Here is an 18,066-nt window from a genome sequence, read left to right on the forward strand (position 1 = left end):
CCAGTGACAATCACGGCTAATTCTCGCCCTGTGAGAATTCAGCTCAAATCGGTTGCAGCCAACCGCCCAGTCGCGACGTTGTGCTATGTGCAACGCGCGCCACAAAATGCCAAACAGGTGGCGAAAGCACATCTTCTTTATCGCTTATTCGCTGCCGTATCGTATAATCGCAGCGTTCGTCACAGGGCATATACAATCCTCCAACAAAGAAGTCACAACCATGTCTGCTGCCAGTTTTTTTCGCTTACTCTGTCTTGCTGCTATTTGGGGTAGCTCTTTTCTCTTCATGCGTATCGCCGCGCACAGTTTTGGGCCTGCGTATCTGATTGAATTTCGAGTTCTGTTTGCCGCATTGAGCCTGCTGGTGGTTGCTCTCTATTTGAAAAAAAATCTCGCGCCTTTGTTGCGCCATCCGAAACATTTTTTGATGATTGGCCTGTTTAATACCGCCTTGCCCTTTCTCTGTTTCGCCTACGCCGCGCAAACTCTCAACGCCTCGACATTGGCGGTACTCAACTCCACGGCCGTCATTTGGGGGGTAATCATTAGTTACCTTTGGTACCGCACCCCGATCTCCGCCAAAGGGGTATTGGGTTTGCTGCTCGGCATTAGCGGCGTCGTCGTATTAGTTGGCTGGGATGCGCTACAAATCGGCCAGCAAGCTATCTTACCGATTATCGCCGCCGTCTCTGCCGCGTTTTGCTACGGTATCGCCACCAACTACACCAAAAATGCTCCGCAAATTGCCGCGTTTGATAACGCGCACGGCAGCATGTGGATGGCCGTGCTGTTGGTGCTTCCTCTGCTACCATTTGCACCGATGCGTGAAATGCCGAGCTCCTTTGAGATGCTTTCGGTTACCGCCCTCGGTGTGTTATGTACTGGTATCGCTTATCTGATGTACTTTCGTCTGATTGCTGAAATCGGCCCAGCTTCCGCGTTGTCGGTGACGTTTCTTATCCCTGCTTTTGGTATTTTTTGGGGCTATCTGGTGCTCGGCGAGCCAATTGGTTTAAATACCGTGGCGGGAAGCGTGTTAGTGCTGAGCGGCACTATGCTGGTCACCGGATTTTCACTCAAAGCCGCGCTGAAACCACCAACCCCCAAAGCGGGAGCCATGTAGTTTATGTATGGATTTGTCAGGCAACATTGCAATTGAACACTATTCAATTAAAATTATCGCCTCTTCATTTACGATGGCAATTTCTGATGAATCGAATCCTTACCTGCGCTGCCTTCACAATGTTTTTGTCGGCCTGTACAACCATGAGCCCAGACGAGTGCCGTGTCGCCAACTGGCAACAAATCGGCTATCGCGATGGGCAAAATGGTAATGACCCCAGCATCATTCAGCGTTACAGCCAAGATTGCGCGGAAGCGGGTGTCGTAGCCGATAGCGATCTGTGGCGCAAAGGTTTTCAACAAGGCACCGTACTCTATTGCTCGCCAGATAACGGTTATCGTGTCGGGAAACAGGGCAGGGAATACTACGGTGTTTGTGAGAGCGAACAGTTTCTCAATAACTATCAGTTGGGTCGGCAAGAGTATCTCGTTCAGCAGCGAATTGCCGAGATTGACCGACAAATTGGCGACATCGATCGGCAACTGAACAGCTTAAAGGATTCCGATCAAGATAAGCAGAAGCGCAACGTGCTGCAAAGCAAACGGCGCGATTTAGTCCGAGAACACAGTTCACTGCTATCGCCCTCTTACAACATCAATTTCTCTTTCTGAATCTTATCGGCCAGATGTGTGAAGATTTGGTGAATTTCTCTAATTTTTCGCATCAGGCCGTTGCAAAGCCCCGTTGAACTGGGCACTCTCAAACTTGCCGTAACTGATTGTTCAGGAATAAGAATTGTGAATTTGATTAAACCGTTAACATACTTTTTATCGATAAGTTTAAGCGGATTTGCCGCCGCCGAGGTGACACTGACTGTACCTGACGAGGTGACTTTACTCGTCGCTAATGGGCAAACCCCGAAACTCTCAGGCAGCCTCTTTGCCACCAGTAAAACCGCCACGCTGCCCGATGGCGAGAATCAGATCGTCTTCCGCTACGAGCCGTTTTTTAGCCAAGGCAATGACCGCATCGGCGTTGAAAGTGACGTGATTGTGGCCAAGTTTAACGCCAATAGCAGCGAGCTGAGCTTTGCTCTGCCGAAATACCGCGATCATCGCGTTGCTGAAAGTGAGATCAAACAGCTCAACTGGCAGTTGGTCGATGCCGATGGCCAAACGGTAGAGAAAAAGGAAGACAAACTGATCAAGGAAGGGCTACAAATTGGCCGTGATTTTCGTCGTGAAGTGGAAGACTACAACCGCGCTGGCGGTATTGCCGCGATTGGCGCCCCGCTCACCGTTGCCGCGTTAAAGCCTGTAGTGGAAGGGCATCAAGCCTCAAGCGCCGCTGAAGAGATGCTGCACTTCTGGTATGAAAAAGCCGATGATGAAACCAAAGCACGCTTTAAGGCCTTTATCAATCAGCAGTAATTGACTGTGCCCGCTCAAGAGCGCTGATTTTATCAGGGCTCTTGCTTTTTCAAGCGACATCCACCTCGCTGACTCACTTACCAGACTCACTTACCAATAGCGCTCGTAGAGGATGTGTCCACCTGTTTGACGACGATATTTTTCTAACCCCAAACTTTGCAACACCGCCGTAGTCTCTTTAATCATCTCAGGATTACCGCACAACATGGCAAAACTGCGTTCAGCGCTGATAGTACACTGCAAATGGTCAAACAACGCTCCCGATTGCAATAAATCAGGGATGCGCCCTTTCAGCGCGCCAGCACTTGACTCTCGCGAGACCACGGGCACGTATCTGAGGCGTCCTTGGTAGAGCTCAGCAAGCTGTTCTATCAGGTAGAGATAAACGAGATCTTTCTCGTAGCGAACCGCATGCAACAGAACAATCTGGTCGCAGCGAGGTGGCTGAGTGATGTCGTCAAGCAAAGAGAGAAAAGGTCCGATACCCGTGCCGGTGGCAAACAGCCAGAGATCTTGGGTTGACTTAGGAATCGTTTCTGCCGTGAGATCGCCGTGCGCGGTTTGCCCAACGTAGATCTCATCGCCGGGTTTTAACGCTTGCAGCTTCGGCGTCAATTGCCCTTCTGGGTTGGCGACAATGAGAAACTCCAACCAGTCACTATTGACCGAGGGTGCATTCACCAAAGAGTAAGCACGACTGAGCGCTTTACCATTTTCCCCTGGCAACGCCAGTTTGGTAAATTGTCCTGCTTTGAAATCGAGATTGGCCCCGTTGATACGCAGACTAAATAACTCATCCGTCCAATCTGTACGCTTGCCCACAACCACTCGATTAAAACCCGCCAGTTCTGTCATCGCTACTTCTCCTTGCGCACACATTTAAACAAAAGGTACGTTGCTCTCGCGTCTTAGTAAAGCTTACACCTTACCAATTTCAACACAAATCATCTTTTATTTTTACATTTTGTTAATCCAATCATTACATAATTGTCGCATGCAATTTAGAATAAAGACTCGAAATGGTAAGACGAATCACGAAAAGGAGCGACAATGCATTCGCTATTAGAAGAATTTCCGGTCATCACCGAGATTAAGGTCGCGTGGGGAGAAATGGACGCGCTACAGCACGTCAACAATGTTGTCTACTTCCGCTACTTTGAAACCGCGCGTTTGGAGTATTTTGCGCAAATCAACTTGATGGATGAACTGAAAAAGACACAAATTGGCCCCGTATTAAGTGATACGCAATGCCGTTATCGCATTCCAGTGACCTACCCCGACACCTTGCTCATCGGTTCCAGAGTGACGCAGGTGGGTGAAGATCGCTTTACCATGGAATATCAGGTCGTGAGTAAAAAAATGGGCAAGGTCACCACCATAGGCAGTGCGACTGTGGTGATGTTCGATTTTAAAAATCAGTGTAAAGCGCCACTATCAGAACGCTTAAGAGATGCAATGCTCACCTTGCAGCCCACGCTTAGCTAACGTTCGTACCAGCCTCAGCGCTATGACTGAGGCTTTTTGCTGATAAATCGGCTATAGTCGGGCAAAATTATCTCTCACGACACCTCCGATGAAAGCACTGAACGATCTGAACATTTTCGTGGAAACCGCTCGTCAGGGCAGTTTTTCAAAAGCAGCCAACAGCCTCGATCTCACTCCTGCCGCCGTCAGCGCTGCCATTAAACGCCTTGAAGAGCAGATCCATTTCCCGCTGTTTGTTCGCTCGACGCGCAGCTTACGCCTCACGGGGGATGGCACGCTTTTCCTGCAAAAAACCAGTGCAGCGCTCAACTTGATTGAAGAGGGTCTCAATGAGATCAACTGCGCTCGGGGCGAATTGGCCGGGCAGCTTTATGTCAGCGCCCCTTCCGATTTTGGCCGCAACATGCTCTTGGAGTGGATTGATGAGTTTATCGAACTGCACCCGCGCGTGATGGTCAAACTCGACCTGTCAGACAGCCTTACCGACATGTATAGCCAGCCCGTCGATGTCGCTATTCGCTACGGCGAACCAGCCGATTCGAGCTTAATTGCTATTCCTCTGTGTAAGTCCAATGAGCGCATTTTGTGCGCATCACCGGAGTACGTCGCCCCTCATGCGCCGCTTCGCGAGCCTAGCGACCTGCTTCAGCACAACTGCTTGTGCTACATGCTCTCTGGCTCGCTGCACAACAAATGGCAGTTGCATCGTCAAGGAGAAACGGAAAGCGTGCTCGTCAGCGGCAATCCAACCACCAATGACGGCGAAGTGGCGCATCGCCAAGCGTTAAAAGGTAAAGGCGTCGCGTATAAATCGCTGATGGATATTAGCCAAGATATTCTAAGCGGCCGATTGGTGCGCGTGTTGCCTGAGTGGGATGGCGGCGTGGTACCGATTTACATGATGTGTACCGATCGGCGTGCAATCACGCCACTTATCCGTACTTTCCAAGAATTTGTGCAAGAGAAATGCTGCCAGCAACGTCAAGCGGTACTGGCAGCAATTGAGCAACATTGTCAGCTAAACCACGCAGAACTAAGCCACGAATGAGAGCGGACGAAGGTGCAGGTATTCTAAAATATCGGCACTGTCCACTTGTTGCTTGAAGGCTTGAAAGTGGTCGCTGGCGACGTGTCTATCAAGACTTTGCTGCGAACACCAGATCTCTTGCATCAAAAAAAGGCCTTCGATTTGGCTGTCGGCAAAAAGCTCATACTGGCAGCAGCCCTCTTCCTGACGAGTCGGTTCAAGCAGCGCTGTGAGTAAACCGCGCACTTGTTCGATGTGCTCAGCGTGCGCTTTAATTTCCACTAATAGATGAATCATGATTTAGATCTCGGTAAAAACCGTTTCGGCTGGCCAGCGCGATTTCGGTAGTTTGGCATTAAAATCGGCTTCACTGTGATAGCCCAGCGGTACGATCACTAAACTGGTCAGCCCTTTATCACGCAGACCAAACTCTTCATCGAGCACTTTGGCATCGAAGCCTTCAATCGGCACCGCGTCAATTTCCATCGCAGAAGCGCCCAAAAGCAAGGTCCCCACGTTCAAATAGACTTGTTTCTCCATCCAGTGATGCGCATCTTTGAGATCAAAACGGTGCAAATTTACAAAAAAGGAGCGACCATTATGCATGCCAGTTTTGCTCGCTTCATCGGCAAAACGCCCATCTTTATCTTCGTTTTCAAGGAGATCCAGTAGGTAGTTTTCATCAATGCTGGTTTTGGCACAAAATACCACAACGTGTGATGCATCCAGCACCTTACGCTCGTTAAAAGCAAAACCGCCTTGAGTCGCTTTGGCAATGCGCGCTTTGCCCTCGTCGCTGCTTGCAACGATAAAGTGCCAAGGCTGAGAGTTAACGCTCGAAGCACTCATACGCAGTAGCTCTTTGATCTCTTCAACTTTCTCTGGCGCAATTTTTCGGCTGGCATCAAATGCTTTGGTGGAATAACGGGATTTGGCGGCGTGAACAATACTCATATTTTCTCCAATTAGTGGACCCGTGGTCCTTCATGTCGTTTGTGTGGCTAATCTAACCAACTGAACCCATTTGAAAAACCGCCAGTGATTAACTTCTTTTTCAAATTTTTTTTGAAAATAGCCTGAGCGAGTGTCCGAGCAAGAATTTTTCTCGGCAGAAACGGACAAGAAAATGGTGAGTTATTGAAGATAAAAGGAAGCGTTGAGAAAACAAGTGGGCCCACCACCAATCGAGCAGCCGTTACTCTAGAGTAAGAGCAACGTAATTGGTCACAAACGGAGTGATGGTGGCTTCTCCCGTCACATAGTAATCGTTTCCAACGCCGGAGGTGTTTAATTTGAAATAGTAAGTTCCAGACGCGAGCGTAATACCTTTATCGTAATCCGAATTAAAGCTGACTTTATCATCCACCAGCCAGCCCTCTGGGGTGACTTCATAGAGAAAACCTTGACATTTCACAGAGCCAATTCTTGGATGCACGCAACTTTCCAGTACGAGTTGCGTCTTGGACTGCGGATTTTTCTCCGTCTTGGTGACTTGGATAGAACCAAAATCTTTTCTCGTTCTGGTGGCCTCGGTAGTGTACATACGCTCACGTTCAACACTGTAGCTTTTCTCATTTTTCACTACGCTGTCTGTGCCGCCGACCGAACCTAAAACACCGTTGATAGCACCATTGACGCCATCATTCATCACTTGGCTAATATCATTACTGGCGCACCCAGATACGGTTATTGCCACCGCCAAGACCAACATCAGCTGCTTCATTTTTCACCCTTAATCAATATGCGATGCTTGTAAAAATTCACACGTAAAAAGCACCGGTTAAAATATCAGGTTAGTTTTATAGCGAATTCGCTTTTTGTTTTCACATATATTCACTACATAAATACAACAATCAGCCAAAGTCTGGCGTTAAATCATAAAGTAACGCGCTACAATTTATAAAAGAGTTAGCAACACCCCTTTCATTTTTATCCAATACCACCTCCTTAAACAGTGGTAAATACGAAGATACTTGCGCAAAATAGCGGTCAAATTCACATTACCTATATATTGCAGAGGTAACGGGCCTTCATTCGAGAAAGCGCAAGGTTACCCACCCCAAACAAGGAAAGAAAATGCATCACGCACTGACGTTTCACCACGAAGGACTGACGTTCACCCCGCACTATTTTAACGTACCGTTGGATTATGCAGACCAAAGCAAAGGCGAGATTGAGATTTTTGCCCGCGCCGTGCGCCGCACTGGTGATGAGGAAAAGCCTTGGCTCGTTTACTTTCAAGGTGGACCGGGCTTTCCAGCGGGCAGACCAACAGGCAACAGCGGCTGGCTCAAGCGTGCATTGCAACAGTATCGTGTACTGCTTTTGGACCAACGTGGCACAGGCAATAGCAGCGTGATCAGCCATCAGACGTTAGCCGAGCTCAGCGCGCAGCAGCAGGCCGAGTATCTGCAACATTTTCGCGCCAATAACATAGTGCGCGATGCCGAGTTTATTCGCCGTGAGTTAGGCATCGAAAAGTGGGCCATTTTAGGGCAAAGTTTCGGTGGTTTTTGTTCCCTCACGTACCTATCGCTGTTCCCAGACAGTCTACTGCGCAGCTACATCACTGGTGGAGTGCCATCAATTTCGCGCCACCCCGACGATGTCTATCAGGCGACGTTTAAGCGCACCATGGACAAAAACCGCGCCTTCTTCGAACAATTTCCGCAAGCGCAAACTCTCTGCCAGCAGATCGCCGACCATCTGCTGGCACATGATGAATATTTACCCAACGGCCAGCGTTTTACCGTCGAGCAGTTCCAACAAACAGGTATTCACTTTGGCATGAGTGACACCTTCCTTACGACCTACTATTTGCTGGAAAATGCCTTTATCAACCTGGACGGCAAAGCGGCGCTACGCTATGAATTTTTGCAGCAGATGCAGGAACAACAGTCGTTTCACACCAACCCAATCTACGCCATTTTGCATGAGTCGATTTACTGTCAGGGTTTTGCGTCAAACTGGAGCGCGCACCGCGTGCGCCAAGCGCAGCAAGTGTTTGACTATCAGCCGGGTCAAGCATTTTACTTCACGGGGGAAATGGTCTTCCCTTGGATGTTTGATCAATACACCAATCTTAAACCACTTAAGCAAGCGGCCGAGATCCTCGCACAAAAAGCCGATTGGGACGACTTGTATGATGCCGAACAGCTCAAGCGTAACAGCGTACCGGTAAGCTGCGCGGTGTACGCTGAGGATATGTTTGTGGAGATGGATTTCAGCCGAGAAACTTTAGCGCTGATGCCCAACGCCAAAGCGTGGATCACCAACGAGTATGAACACAACGGCTTACGTGCCGACGGTGAGCGCATCCTAGATCGCTTAATCGCTATGGGCGAGCAGATAGCCGCCAATCAGAGCATGCCTCGCTAAGCGGCGCTCTCATCCGTGAGTTAACAAAAACAGCAACCGGACGATCGTGCCCGGTTGCTGTTGCTTATCTTTTCTCAACGTTAAGGCTTTATTTCACCTCTTTAAAGCGCGCAGTGAAATGTCGCAGTACGGGCGGCTCGTAAGTAAATTCCAGCCCTTTGACGTTCGCCGCGTTGGCTTTAACCTTTTCAAACGCTTCGATAATAAAATCCATGTGCGTTTGCGTGTAGGTTGCGCGGGGAATGGTAAGACGCAGCAGCTCCGCTGGGGAGGCAAGCTGCTTACCTGTTGCCGGGTCACGCCCGAGCAGCAAAGATCCAATTTCCACCGAGCGAATCCCCGCCACTTTGTAGAGCTCACACGCCAGCGCATGCGCCGGGAACTGCTCCGCCGGAATGTGGGGTAGTAATTTTCCAGCATCAACAAACGCCGCATGACCGCCTGCTTGTTGGCAAACGATACCCAGCGCTTCTAACCCATCGACTAAATATTGCACTTGGCTGATGCGATAGGCGAGCCACTCTTGGCGCATGCCGTCATACAGGCCAACCGCTAAACGTTCCATCGCGCCACCTTCCAAACCGCCATAGGTTGGAAAACCCTCTTGCACCACACACAAGGTACGACATTCGTTGTACACATCCAGCATGCGCTCGTCTTTAAAACAGAGCAAACCACCCATCTGTACCATGGCGTCTTTTTTCGCCGACATCGCCAACCCATCGGCGTAGCGGTAAGCTTCTAAGGTGATTTCGGCAATGCTTTTTTCCTGATAACCCGGCTCGCGCTGCTGAATAAAATAGGCGTTTTCCGCAAAACGCGCTGAGTCCATAATCACCGGAATATCGTAGCGCTGCGCGATTTCATACACCGCTTTCAAGTTGGCGATCGACACAGGCTGGCCGCCCGCAGAGTTGCAAGTGATGGTGCTAACAATATAGGGAACATTGGCAGGCCCGGCTTCAAGGATGGCGTGCTCGAGCTTTTCTAAATCAAAGTTGCCCTTAAAATCGGCGGTCACCGAAGTGTCAAACGCCTCTTCGGTGTAGACGTTTTTCGCCACACAGCAGTTGATTTGCGTATGCCCTTGCGTGGTGTCGAAAAAATAGTTTGATAGCGCCACCATTTTACTGCGATCTAACCCTTTCTCCTGTTCGCGTTTTTTAATCAGCACTGGAATATAAATTTGCTCAGCGCCACGCCCTTGGTGCGTTGGGATGGTGTATTGATAGCCAAAAATATCTTGTACTGCATTTTTTAAGGCGTAGTAACTGCGGCTACCGCTGTACGCTTCATCACCACGCAGCATCGCCGCTTGCATGTCTTGCGTTACTGCGCCAGTACCACTGTCGGTCAACAGATCGATAAACACATCTTCGCTGTCGAGTAAAAACGGATTCATACCGGCATTGATAATCGCCTGTTGGCGATATTCTTCTGTGGTGCGTTTTACTGGCTCAATAACACGAATACGAAATGGTTCTGGAAGATGTTTGAAATTGTTCATTATTATTACCTTTCTTGCAGGTAATCAGATCCCGCCCGAATAGAGACTCAGAATATTCAGGATAAATATATTTAAAGCGTACTTTTTCGCACGCTACGGAAATAACCGTTCGCATGTGAATGAGTAAGCAGATTGTGGGATCCTGATTAATTAACTGTTTATTATTAATTTAAAATCAGACAGATAGTGGAAAACCCACCAATAGAAGAGACTATGCAGGAAAGAAGAAAGCGATTTTGTAATCTTTAGTAAACCAATAACTTGAGTAGTTGTGCATATCCATATCACCACCATTTGAAATCGGATTGTTTCAAATTTGTCATACGAATATCAATATAATCAATATTAGTGAATTTCACTATAGTTTATTTTGCGATATTTACCTCGTTTTTAGAATTTATCACTCTATTATCAGTCAATGTGCAAGCAAGGACATGAGAATAATAGAGTGCTTTCAAAGGGATGTCGCCACGACCCACAACGCCGTGGCGAGTTTTATCCTTTAGCGTTTATCGTGAATCACTTCGTTGAGTAGGCGATCAATCACAGTAACCACTTGTTCACTGGACGATTCCATTGATTCTAGTTGGCTGACTAAACGGTTCATATCGCGCTTGCCGCCCGCATCCAACGCGGCGCGGCCAGCGTCGTGTACACGCTGATGTGGCGTTTTCAAGCTGCCATAGCTGGCGAGGTGGCTGTATTGCTTGGCGCCTTGTCCTTCAAAGTACCAGCGCCCCAAACGGCATTCGCTGTGACTGTTCACCACAGTGTCGAATTTGCGGCGGTTAATGCTGTCGTAGACATTATTTTTCCACACTGCATGGTCTAGCTTCACCGTGTCAAGGAAGGCTCGGGTTGTCGCCACGCGGATCACCTCCTGCATCTGGCGGGATTTAACCACCACATCGCTGACCACAGCGCCGATTTGTTCTGACGAGCTGGCGACTTCTAACGAGTAAGTCTGGTTTTTGCCGATCGACTGCTTGATGTCTGAGGTTTGCACAATCACTTTGTTGACCAGCTCTTCGATTTGCTCGCTGGCCGTGTGCGCTTTGCCCGCCAAAGCGCGCACTTCATCCGCCACCACGGCAAAACCACGCCCAGCTTCACCAGCACGCGCCGCTTCAATCGCAGCATTGAGCGCCAACAAGTTGGTTTGTGCAGAGATCTCTTGAATCGTATGGATAAGTTGGCCGATGGAGGAAGCGGTATTTTCCAACACCTGCGCCCCTTGCATATTGCTGTTGGCCTGCTCATTGATGCGTTTTGCACGACTTTCCAATCTTGCCAGCGCAGCGTGCGTCTGTTCGAACATCTCGTCCAGTTCGACCAGCGACTCGCGTTCACGAATCAGCTCTTCGGCGCTAGAGGCAAGCCCGGTGCGAATCGCTTCAAGCATAGTGCCGCCTTGTAGTTGGCTTCGCACAAGGGCCGACTCAATAAAACGCGATTCTTTCAGTTCTTGTATTTCTCGCTCTTTTTGCTCAATTAAGGCAGAAAACTCGGCGATTTCGGTGGCATGTTGTTGTTTGGCAGCATCCAATTCACTCTGTAATTGGCGTATTTCTGATTTGAGTTTTTGATTAAACATGACTGGCTTTCCTGGTCTCTTCTCACCCTTTAAGCGAAAGGGCGAAATGGCGTTTCTTTTTAACTATTATTCTCATCACTTCAGGGCACAGCACACTCGCCGTTAGGGCTCATACATTGCGCGGGAGTGGCAGCAATCAACCTCCCTCACCTAAGCAGATGTATTTTCTCACTAGTGCCACGGTTTTAATATGGGCGAACTCTGAAGCACGGCTTTTTTTCTGTGACTGCACTTACGTTTATTGGTAAAACTAGTCAATCGACACGCACGTGCCAGTGCATTAAATAATCAACCAGACTCACATCAAGCTACTGAAAATTGTCACAATACCTCAATAGTTATTGGTGTTCAGTAAGCACTTACCGATAGCCAAATCGGCAAAGATGTCGTGGTGTAGTACATGGCTTACATCGCCAATGTAGAACATCCACTTCAATGCATCATTAAGCTGCTTGTTGTCGACAAGAGCCAGCAGATATGCATACCATTCAATACTTACAACACCATGAAAGAGTTAGAAATCACTCGCAAACTGCTCAGTGAAACGAATCTGTCACGCTCTGATTATTAACGGCTAATCTTTAAGTAACGAACAAGAATAAAAGTGATGCTGCCTATGTTGCCTATGCCTACTCGCCCTTTTCTGTCCAAGCTCGCCTTTCTCCTCACCTTGTTGCCTTTTGCCGTTTTTTCCACCACTGAAACGGCGAGTACCCAGCCAAATGAGATCCACTACTTACCGATGAGCATTGGACTGTTCGGCGGTTTGGCGATTTTTCTCTATGGCATGGAGAAAATGTCCGATGCGCTAAAACGCGTCGCGGGCAACAAGATGAAGCAGTGGCTTGCCAAACTGACCACCAACCGTTTAGCGGCGGTCGCAACTGGTACGGGCATTACTGCGATCATTCAATCGTCGTCGGTGACCACGGTCTTGTTGGTGGGTTTTATTTCAGCGGGACTAATGACGCTGCCGCAAGCGATTGGCGTGATTATGGGCGTAAATATTGGTACCACAGTTACCGCACAAATCATCGCCTTTAAAGTCACCAAAGCGGCGCTCGCGATGGTTGCGATTGGCTTTACGATGTTCTTTGTCTCGAAAAAAGAGACCACCCAGCATTACGGCAACATGTTGTTTGGCTTAGGATTGATTTTCCTTGGCATGAATCTGATGAGTGAGGCGATGGAGCCGCTGCGCAGCTACCAGCCATTCATTCAGTTAATGGCGCACATGCACAATTTCTTTCTGGCGATCTTAATTTCGGCCCTAGCGAGACAAAAACGCAATTGCAGACCAAATACATTGACGCAGCGTTTCTTCCCACCCCTGACATCGCGCTCGATCAGGCGAAACTGGAGATTGGCCGAGTCGGACGACGGGTCTGTAACATGCTCAACATGTTGCCTCCGCTCGCGCCAGATTGTAAAAAGCGCCAAGAGGTGCTCGCGGTGAGAGACAAACTCAAAGAAATTGAAGCGATTGAAGAGGAAGTCGATCAACTGCACGGCGCGATTCTTTCCTATCTTGGCCAACTGCGCAAAGAGCCACTTTCTGATCAACAAAGTGCGCGGCAGATCAAATTGATCAGCATTAGCCCAGAGATGCGCAAGACCTTAGACACAGTCCAAGAAAAAGTGAACCACACGTTACTGGATGCGGTTAACTCGGTGCGGCGCAGCGATGCCGCCGAAGCGCAAGCAGTAATCAACGCCAAGCGTGAGCTCAATGCGTTGATTGATGCAGTGTTGGCCCATCAGGCGCAACGATTGGCGCTGCAAGATGGCAATCGCCTGCGAGTTTTCCGCTATGAGATGGAGTGGGTGGAATCACTCAAACGCGTGTATACCTTAGCCAAACGGATGGCAAAGGTGCAACTGCGCAACAGTGCCAGTGAAGAAGAGAGCCAATCGATCGCCAGTTAGCTATTGATTTTCCGACGAGCCCAATGAACCCTCACGCTCAAGCAAACAAAAGGAATGCCGTGGCATTCCTTTTCTGTGGGGACTTGCAAGTGGCACTTACGCCGGATTAGCGGCGTTTGGCAAGTACTTGGTCGATGTCTGCGGCGCTGTGTCTTTCGGCCACCATCTCCCACTCCTCGCCCCAAGTGCGGTTGACAATACGCCCGCGTTGCACGGCGCTACGCTGTTCGATCGCTTTTGCCCAGCGCACCACGTTTTGATAGCTCGCCACATCCAAAAACTCCGCTGCGTTGTACACGGTACCGAGCACCAAATTGCCATACCAAGGCCAGATGGCGATATCGGCGATGCTGTACTCATCACCCGCAATGTAGGCATGTTTGGCTAACTGTTTATCCAACACATCCAGTTGGCGTTTGGCTTCCATGGTAAAACGGTTGATCGGGTACTCAAATTTTTCCGGCGCATAGGCGTAGAAATGGCCAAATCCGCCACCAAGATACGGCGCCGAGCCCTGTAGCCAAAACAGCCAGTTCATCACTTCAGTGCGCGCAGCGAGATCGCTCGGCAGGAAATGACCAAATTTTTCTGCGAGATAGAGCAAGATGTTGCCCGACTCAAACACATTGATCGGCTGCTCAGCAGAGCGATCGACCAGCGCGGGGATCTTCGAATTGGGGTTGACCGCCACAAAACCAGAAGAGAACTGATCGCCATCGCCGATTTTGATCAGGTGCGCGTCATATTCCGCTTGTGAAACGCCGAGCGCTAGTAACTCTTCGAGCAAAATGGTGACTTTTTGCCCATTTGGCGTGCCCATTGAATAGAGCTGCAACGGATGTTGCCCTACCGGAAGCTCTTGTTCAAAGCGCGCACCGGAATCAGGTCGGTTGATGCTCGCCCACTGACCGCCGTTGTCCGCATTCATGGTCCAAACTTTGGGTGGAATGTAGGTATCTGCCATGATGTTTCCTTGTGTTGTTGAAGGGTGGCTTAACCAATATCAGGGCAAGGGAGGAAAAACAAAAGCACTCAAGACAAAACATTGTCGTCTTATCTAGAACATTTGGTTATGTAAACGAAAAACCGGGCAGGAGTGCCTGCCCGATCTGATTTTCAGTAAAACAAACCACTTAGTGTTGCAGTTTCAGTGTCACGCCGTTGTAGCTCGAATAGCCACGCAGCATCACATGGTAGGTGGTGCCAGGTTGCGCATTGACCGAACAGCTCTCGCTGTTGCCGTTGCGATAAGGGCGACAATCCCAAGAACTGGTGGTGGGTTTGCTGCCAGCCTTGAGATAGAGATCCGCATCGCCGCTGCCGCCAGAGATGGAAACCACCGCACTCGCTGCACTGTCCACGGTAAAGGTGTAGTACTCAAGCGAACCGGATGCGCCAGAGAGGTTGTTCACTGGCACGCCATTGACCAACACACGTGAGTTGTTGGTACCACAGCTGGCGTTGACACCCACTTGGTTAAACGCATCAACCACATCGTTCACGCTGTATCCCATGTCACCAGCCGCTTTTGCTACGCCACAAGCACCAGCATCAAAGGTACTGCTCGCGGTCCAATACAGTTGGTTTGCCAAGGTAAACACTTCAAAGCCTTTGCGCACGTTCCAACCGGATTTGTTCGCTAACAGATAGAAAGCGCGGTTGTAAACACCACTGGAATGGTGTACGTCCAAACCGTTGTAGTATTGCGAGGCGTGGTCGATTGAGCGTCCATCGCGTGATGGCTGTTCAAAGTAGCGCAGACCGCCGCTCGATTTGAAAATATCCGCCCCAACTAACCAGTCAACGCTGCCTTTCATGTAAAACTCAGCCGCTTCACCAGCGATATCGGAGAAGGCTTCGTTCATACCGCCGGACATGCCGCTGTAAATCAGCCCTGAGTTTTGCTCAGTAAAGCCGTGGCTCACTTCGTGGGCACTGACGTTGATATCAACCAATGGATAGAAGGTTGAAGCCCCGTCACCGAAGGTCATCGCAGAACCATCCCAGAACGCATTCTCATAGTTACTGCTGTAGTGAACGCGCATGGTCAGTTTGAACGTCAGCGGAGCCGTGTTCATCCAATCTTGATACATGTCGTACACCACTTTACCGAAATAGTGTGCATCATTGAGTGGGGAGTATGCGCCGTTAACCGCTTTGTAGTCGTTATAGTTGCTTTCACCAGGACAGTTATAGCTGTATGCGGTACTTCCCGAGGTTCGGTTCTTCAAGTCAACGGTTTTGACCACACTGTTGTCCATGGTACAGGTGGTGCCCACTTTGTCGATGACAAAACCCGGGTAGTTCGTACCGTACTCATAGCGGCCTGTTTTGCTGTTTCCGCCAGGGCCAGTACCGTGCGCCGTTGCATGGTTAAGGCCATCCCAGCTTTGCAGCACTTCGCCACTGTTGGCATCAATGAACATAAACGGACGAGATGGCTCTTCTTCAGCAACAAAGAAGCTGACTAAGTAAACCACTTGCGCTTTGTTATTTTCATCAAGGCGCACCATCAGTTGACCGTTCTCGTTTTCAACCTTAAATGGCTGGCCGTTGAAGCTGATCGTCTGGTGGCGCTGTAGCGCGATGTTGATAGCTTGTTTGAGGTCGATAGCTGGTTTCACCGAGGCCACATCGCCTGCGATGCCTTGCGCCATGGTGCCATAAACATTGCTTAAACCTGACTGAGTTTCTGTTGCGACCACCGCAGTGTCAAAGACAGGGATCCCTTGGTAAGTCTGCTGATAACGGACTCGTACCTGACCGTTAGGAAGCTGAACACTCTTGACTGCCTGAAAGCCATTGTCGACTGGAGCCACACTTTGTGCCTGTAGCGAAAGCGCCTGCTCCAAGATATTGCTATCGGATACGGGGACCATCTCGGCGGCTGTGACTGGAAGAGAACAGATGACTCCGGCTGCAATCAGCCAAGGAATTTGACGTTGGTTGTGTTTCATTCTTGATTCCTGTTGATATAGTTTTTCCTTCTCCAACCTCATCTATGCGGTTGAAGGCCAGCAGAACACCGCTGGCACGAGAAAGATGGTCAACAAAAATTCACTCAGCCAATTTTTTATAAAAATAAATTTAACCACATGTATACAAAATGATACATATTATTAACATTAAGACGTTCAGTATTGATTGATTTTATAAAATACAACTATAGAAATCAGTCAATTATTCGCTAATTATATTTTTGTGCTTATTTGTTTTGACACAGAGTTATCAATAATATTACTGCGAACATTCTCTCAGAATCTCACTTAAGAATTTGATTTATTTGTGTTATATGCAGGGTTCATTCACAAGGAGAGTTCATGAAAATTGCAATTTTGGACGATTATCAGGATCAGGTGCGGCGCCTTAGCTGTTGAGCAAAACAGCTACGAGCTATACTTTCGCTGTGCGTTTGAGAACATCAACGCGTTTGCCAGTGGTAAAGCGCAAAATATCGCCAATCCTGAGACACTCACCGCACAAATAAGCGCGATTTAACATCTGTTTGTACCTGTTTGATTCGTCAACACTGCTAGAATGGCAATCTGTGCTTAGCAAACGATAACCACGTGAAACGGAGTCACCATGATCAGTTGCAGCCAATATGACTACATTGAAATCGCCTGCTTATACGGCATTGCGGTTGAGTTAACTTTAATCAACGGCAACAGCATTTCCGGATTGGCCCTCACGACCAGTTACAACCAACAGAAGCAGGAATGTATGGAGATTGAAGTTGGCGGCGATGCGGTGTTGGTGCCCACCAAACAGATCCTCGCGATGACCGCGCTTTGCGAAAATCCCCATTTTACTCAAATTGAATTCACCCAAGAGTGAGGTGAGAGAGAAGGAAGAAGAGGAGCCTTGCCGGGCCCCTCTTAATGTAAGGAACGAATTAGATAACTGACGGGCGAAACTTCGCCAAATAGTTAGTGAAATTGTGCTCTTTGCTGATGTGTCTACTTAAGCCGATTAGAATTTATAACCACCAGTGAACATCACAACCCAAGGGTCAATCGTCACATCGGTTTTATAAGCCGTACCATTGTGCTTATACGTCGCTTCGGTATCGATATCGGCATACCACAAAGAGGTGTTGAGGAACCAAGTGTCATTCAGCGCATAGTCGACACCGACGTTGGCCACCAACCCCCAAGAATCTTCTAAGCTCAGATCCGACAGGCCCACCGCTTTAGCGCGATCGTTAAATCCTTCATCAAAGAACATGGTGTAGTTCAAGCCCGCACCAACGTAAGGGCGCCACGTGCTCTCTTTGGTACCAAAGTAGTACTGCACCATGAAGCTCGGTGGCAAATGCTTGGTTTTGGCAATGTTGTCCAAACCGCCCAGTTCAGTCGAAATGTTGTGGCTAAATGGCGTTGCCGCCAGCACTTCGAAACTGATGTTGTCGGTGTACATATAACCGAACGTTAAACCAAGCTGGGTGTTTGAGTCGACTTCCAACTCATTAGAGGATCCCAGAATCTTATCACTGCTGTCGTTTGGCATCACAGAGGCTAAACCGACGCGTAAGATGTAGTCGCCTTCTGCATGCGCAAGAACGTTTGCGGAAAAAAGCGCTGCAACCACTGCAAGACTAGAAAGTGTTTTTCTCATTGTTTATTCCTTTTATGTAGGGCTAAATTATCTTTCTAA

Annotated in this window: 20 protein-coding genes; 10 read left to right on the forward strand and 10 right to left on the reverse strand. The window is 48.9% G+C overall.

Features of this window, described 5'->3' with window-relative positions; all coding sequences use genetic code 11:
* Nucleotides 1-220 precede the first annotated feature (220 nt).
* The 3 genes from EA26_RS13515 to EA26_RS13525 all read left to right on the forward strand — a co-directional run bounded on the left by EA26_RS13515 (nucleotide 221) and on the right by EA26_RS13525 (nucleotide 2,493).
* Nucleotides 221-1,123: a DMT family transporter gene (locus EA26_RS13515; RefSeq protein ID WP_039428407.1), complete on the forward strand. Its 903-nt coding sequence runs from the start codon at nucleotides 221-223 to the stop codon at nucleotides 1,121-1,123.
* Between the two features lie 86 nt (nucleotides 1,124-1,209).
* Nucleotides 1,210-1,734 (forward strand): DUF2799 domain-containing protein, encoded by a 525-nt coding sequence (locus tag EA26_RS13520; RefSeq protein ID WP_039428408.1) that lies wholly within the window; start codon nucleotides 1,210-1,212, stop codon nucleotides 1,732-1,734.
* Between the two features lie 126 nt (nucleotides 1,735-1,860).
* On the forward strand, nucleotides 1,861-2,493 hold the full coding sequence (locus EA26_RS13525; protein ID WP_039428411.1) for a DUF2057 family protein: 633 nt from the start codon (nucleotides 1,861-1,863) through the stop codon (nucleotides 2,491-2,493).
* A gap of 90 nt (nucleotides 2,494-2,583) precedes the next feature.
* Here the strand turns inward: EA26_RS13525 and EA26_RS13530 are convergent, their stop codons facing one another.
* Nucleotides 2,584-3,348: a ferredoxin--NADP reductase gene (locus EA26_RS13530; RefSeq protein WP_039428412.1), complete on the reverse strand. Its 765-nt coding sequence runs from the start codon at nucleotides 3,346-3,348 to the stop codon at nucleotides 2,584-2,586.
* 195 nt (nucleotides 3,349-3,543) lie between these two features.
* Here EA26_RS13530 and EA26_RS13535 point away from each other — a divergent pair, with 195 nt between their 5' ends.
* Together EA26_RS13535 and EA26_RS13540 are read left to right on the forward strand one after the other, a co-directional pair.
* The gene (locus EA26_RS13535) at nucleotides 3,544-3,978 is read left to right on the forward strand and encodes an acyl-CoA thioesterase (RefSeq protein WP_039428415.1); all 435 of its coding nucleotides are present in this window, start codon (nucleotides 3,544-3,546) and stop codon (nucleotides 3,976-3,978) included.
* An 88-nt stretch (nucleotides 3,979-4,066) separates the two neighbouring features.
* A complete protein-coding gene (locus EA26_RS13540) occupies nucleotides 4,067-5,026 on the forward strand; it encodes a LysR family transcriptional regulator (protein WP_039428418.1) in 960 nt (319 codons plus the stop codon).
* Here the strand turns inward: EA26_RS13540 and EA26_RS13545 are convergent.
* The 3 genes from EA26_RS13545 to EA26_RS13555 form a co-directional block, all read right to left on the reverse strand.
* Nucleotides 5,012-5,302 (reverse strand): putative quinol monooxygenase, encoded by a 291-nt coding sequence (locus EA26_RS13545; RefSeq protein WP_039428419.1) that lies wholly within the window; start codon nucleotides 5,300-5,302, stop codon nucleotides 5,012-5,014. The two genes, EA26_RS13540 and EA26_RS13545, sit on opposite strands and share 15 nt — an antisense overlap.
* A gap of 3 nt (nucleotides 5,303-5,305) precedes the next feature.
* On the reverse strand, nucleotides 5,306-5,959 hold the full coding sequence (gene nfsB, locus EA26_RS13550) for an oxygen-insensitive NAD(P)H nitroreductase (protein WP_039428422.1): 654 nt from the start codon (nucleotides 5,957-5,959) through the stop codon (nucleotides 5,306-5,308).
* Between the two features lie 241 nt (nucleotides 5,960-6,200).
* Complete coding sequence (locus EA26_RS13555) at nucleotides 6,201-6,728, reverse strand: hypothetical protein (RefSeq protein WP_039428424.1); 528 nt, start codon at nucleotides 6,726-6,728, stop codon at nucleotides 6,201-6,203.
* Between the two features lie 353 nt (nucleotides 6,729-7,081).
* Between EA26_RS13555 and EA26_RS13560 the strand changes: the two genes are divergently transcribed.
* Nucleotides 7,082-8,383, forward strand: a complete 1,302-nt coding sequence (locus EA26_RS13560) for an alpha/beta fold hydrolase (RefSeq protein WP_039428426.1) — start codon at nucleotides 7,082-7,084, stop codon at nucleotides 8,381-8,383.
* Between the two features lie 88 nt (nucleotides 8,384-8,471).
* Here EA26_RS13560 and tnaA read toward each other — a convergent pair whose 3' ends face one another.
* The 3 genes from tnaA to EA26_RS13570 all read right to left on the reverse strand — a co-directional run bounded on the left by tnaA (nucleotide 8,472) and on the right by EA26_RS13570 (nucleotide 11,484).
* Nucleotides 8,472-9,890: a tryptophanase gene (gene tnaA / locus EA26_RS13565; RefSeq protein ID WP_039428427.1), complete on the reverse strand. Its 1,419-nt coding sequence runs from the start codon at nucleotides 9,888-9,890 to the stop codon at nucleotides 8,472-8,474.
* 211 nt (nucleotides 9,891-10,101) lie between these two features.
* Nucleotides 10,102-10,173, reverse strand: a complete 72-nt coding sequence (tnaC, locus tag EA26_RS22605; RefSeq protein ID WP_081946377.1) for a tryptophanase leader peptide — start codon at nucleotides 10,171-10,173, stop codon at nucleotides 10,102-10,104.
* A 219-nt stretch (nucleotides 10,174-10,392) separates the two neighbouring features.
* Nucleotides 10,393-11,484 carry a methyl-accepting chemotaxis protein gene (locus tag EA26_RS13570; RefSeq protein ID WP_039428430.1) on the reverse strand — a complete coding sequence of 364 codons (1,092 nt, stop codon included), beginning with the start codon at nucleotides 11,482-11,484 and terminating at the stop codon, nucleotides 10,393-10,395.
* 400 nt (nucleotides 11,485-11,884) lie between these two features.
* Here EA26_RS13570 and EA26_RS21890 point away from each other — a divergent pair, with 400 nt between their 5' ends.
* Genes EA26_RS21890 through EA26_RS22235 form a run of 3 tightly spaced genes read left to right on the forward strand, consistent with a single transcriptional unit; the run spans nucleotide 11,885 to nucleotide 13,410 of the window.
* Nucleotides 11,885-12,055, forward strand: a complete 171-nt coding sequence (locus EA26_RS21890; protein ID WP_160173460.1) for a hypothetical protein — start codon at nucleotides 11,885-11,887, stop codon at nucleotides 12,053-12,055.
* Nucleotides 12,056-12,091: 36 nt separating this feature from the next.
* Nucleotides 12,092-12,940: a Na/Pi cotransporter family protein gene (locus EA26_RS22230; protein ID WP_226978273.1), complete on the forward strand. Its 849-nt coding sequence runs from the start codon at nucleotides 12,092-12,094 to the stop codon at nucleotides 12,938-12,940.
* Entirely contained in the window at nucleotides 12,937-13,410 is a 474-nt protein-coding gene (locus tag EA26_RS22235) for a Na/Pi cotransporter family protein (protein WP_226973749.1), read from the forward strand. The genes EA26_RS22230 and EA26_RS22235 overlap by 4 nt, the downstream gene beginning before the upstream one ends.
* A 106-nt stretch (nucleotides 13,411-13,516) precedes the next feature.
* On the opposite strand, the gene yghU is transcribed toward EA26_RS22235, so the two are convergent.
* On the reverse strand, nucleotides 13,517-14,374 hold the full coding sequence (gene yghU, locus EA26_RS13580; protein ID WP_039428432.1) for a glutathione-dependent disulfide-bond oxidoreductase: 858 nt from the start codon (nucleotides 14,372-14,374) through the stop codon (nucleotides 13,517-13,519).
* Nucleotides 14,375-14,543: 169 nt separating this feature from the next.
* Nucleotides 14,544-16,367, reverse strand: a complete 1,824-nt coding sequence (locus EA26_RS13585; protein WP_039428434.1) for a M4 family metallopeptidase — start codon at nucleotides 16,365-16,367, stop codon at nucleotides 14,544-14,546.
* Nucleotides 16,368-16,995: 628 nt separating this feature from the next.
* Here EA26_RS13585 and EA26_RS13590 point away from each other — a divergent pair.
* Entirely contained in the window at nucleotides 16,996-17,247 is a 252-nt protein-coding gene (locus EA26_RS13590) for a Rho-binding antiterminator (RefSeq protein WP_039428436.1), read from the forward strand.
* Nucleotides 17,248-17,382: 135 nt separating this feature from the next.
* Here EA26_RS13590 and ompW read toward each other — a convergent pair whose 3' ends face one another.
* A complete protein-coding gene (ompW, locus tag EA26_RS13595; protein WP_039428439.1) occupies nucleotides 17,383-18,027 on the reverse strand; it encodes an outer membrane protein OmpW in 645 nt (214 codons plus the stop codon).
* Nucleotides 18,028-18,066 lie beyond the last annotated feature (39 nt).

This window comes from Vibrio navarrensis (genome assembly GCF_000764325.1).
In the GTDB taxonomy this organism is placed as follows: Bacteria; Pseudomonadota; Gammaproteobacteria; order Enterobacterales; family Vibrionaceae; genus Vibrio; species Vibrio navarrensis.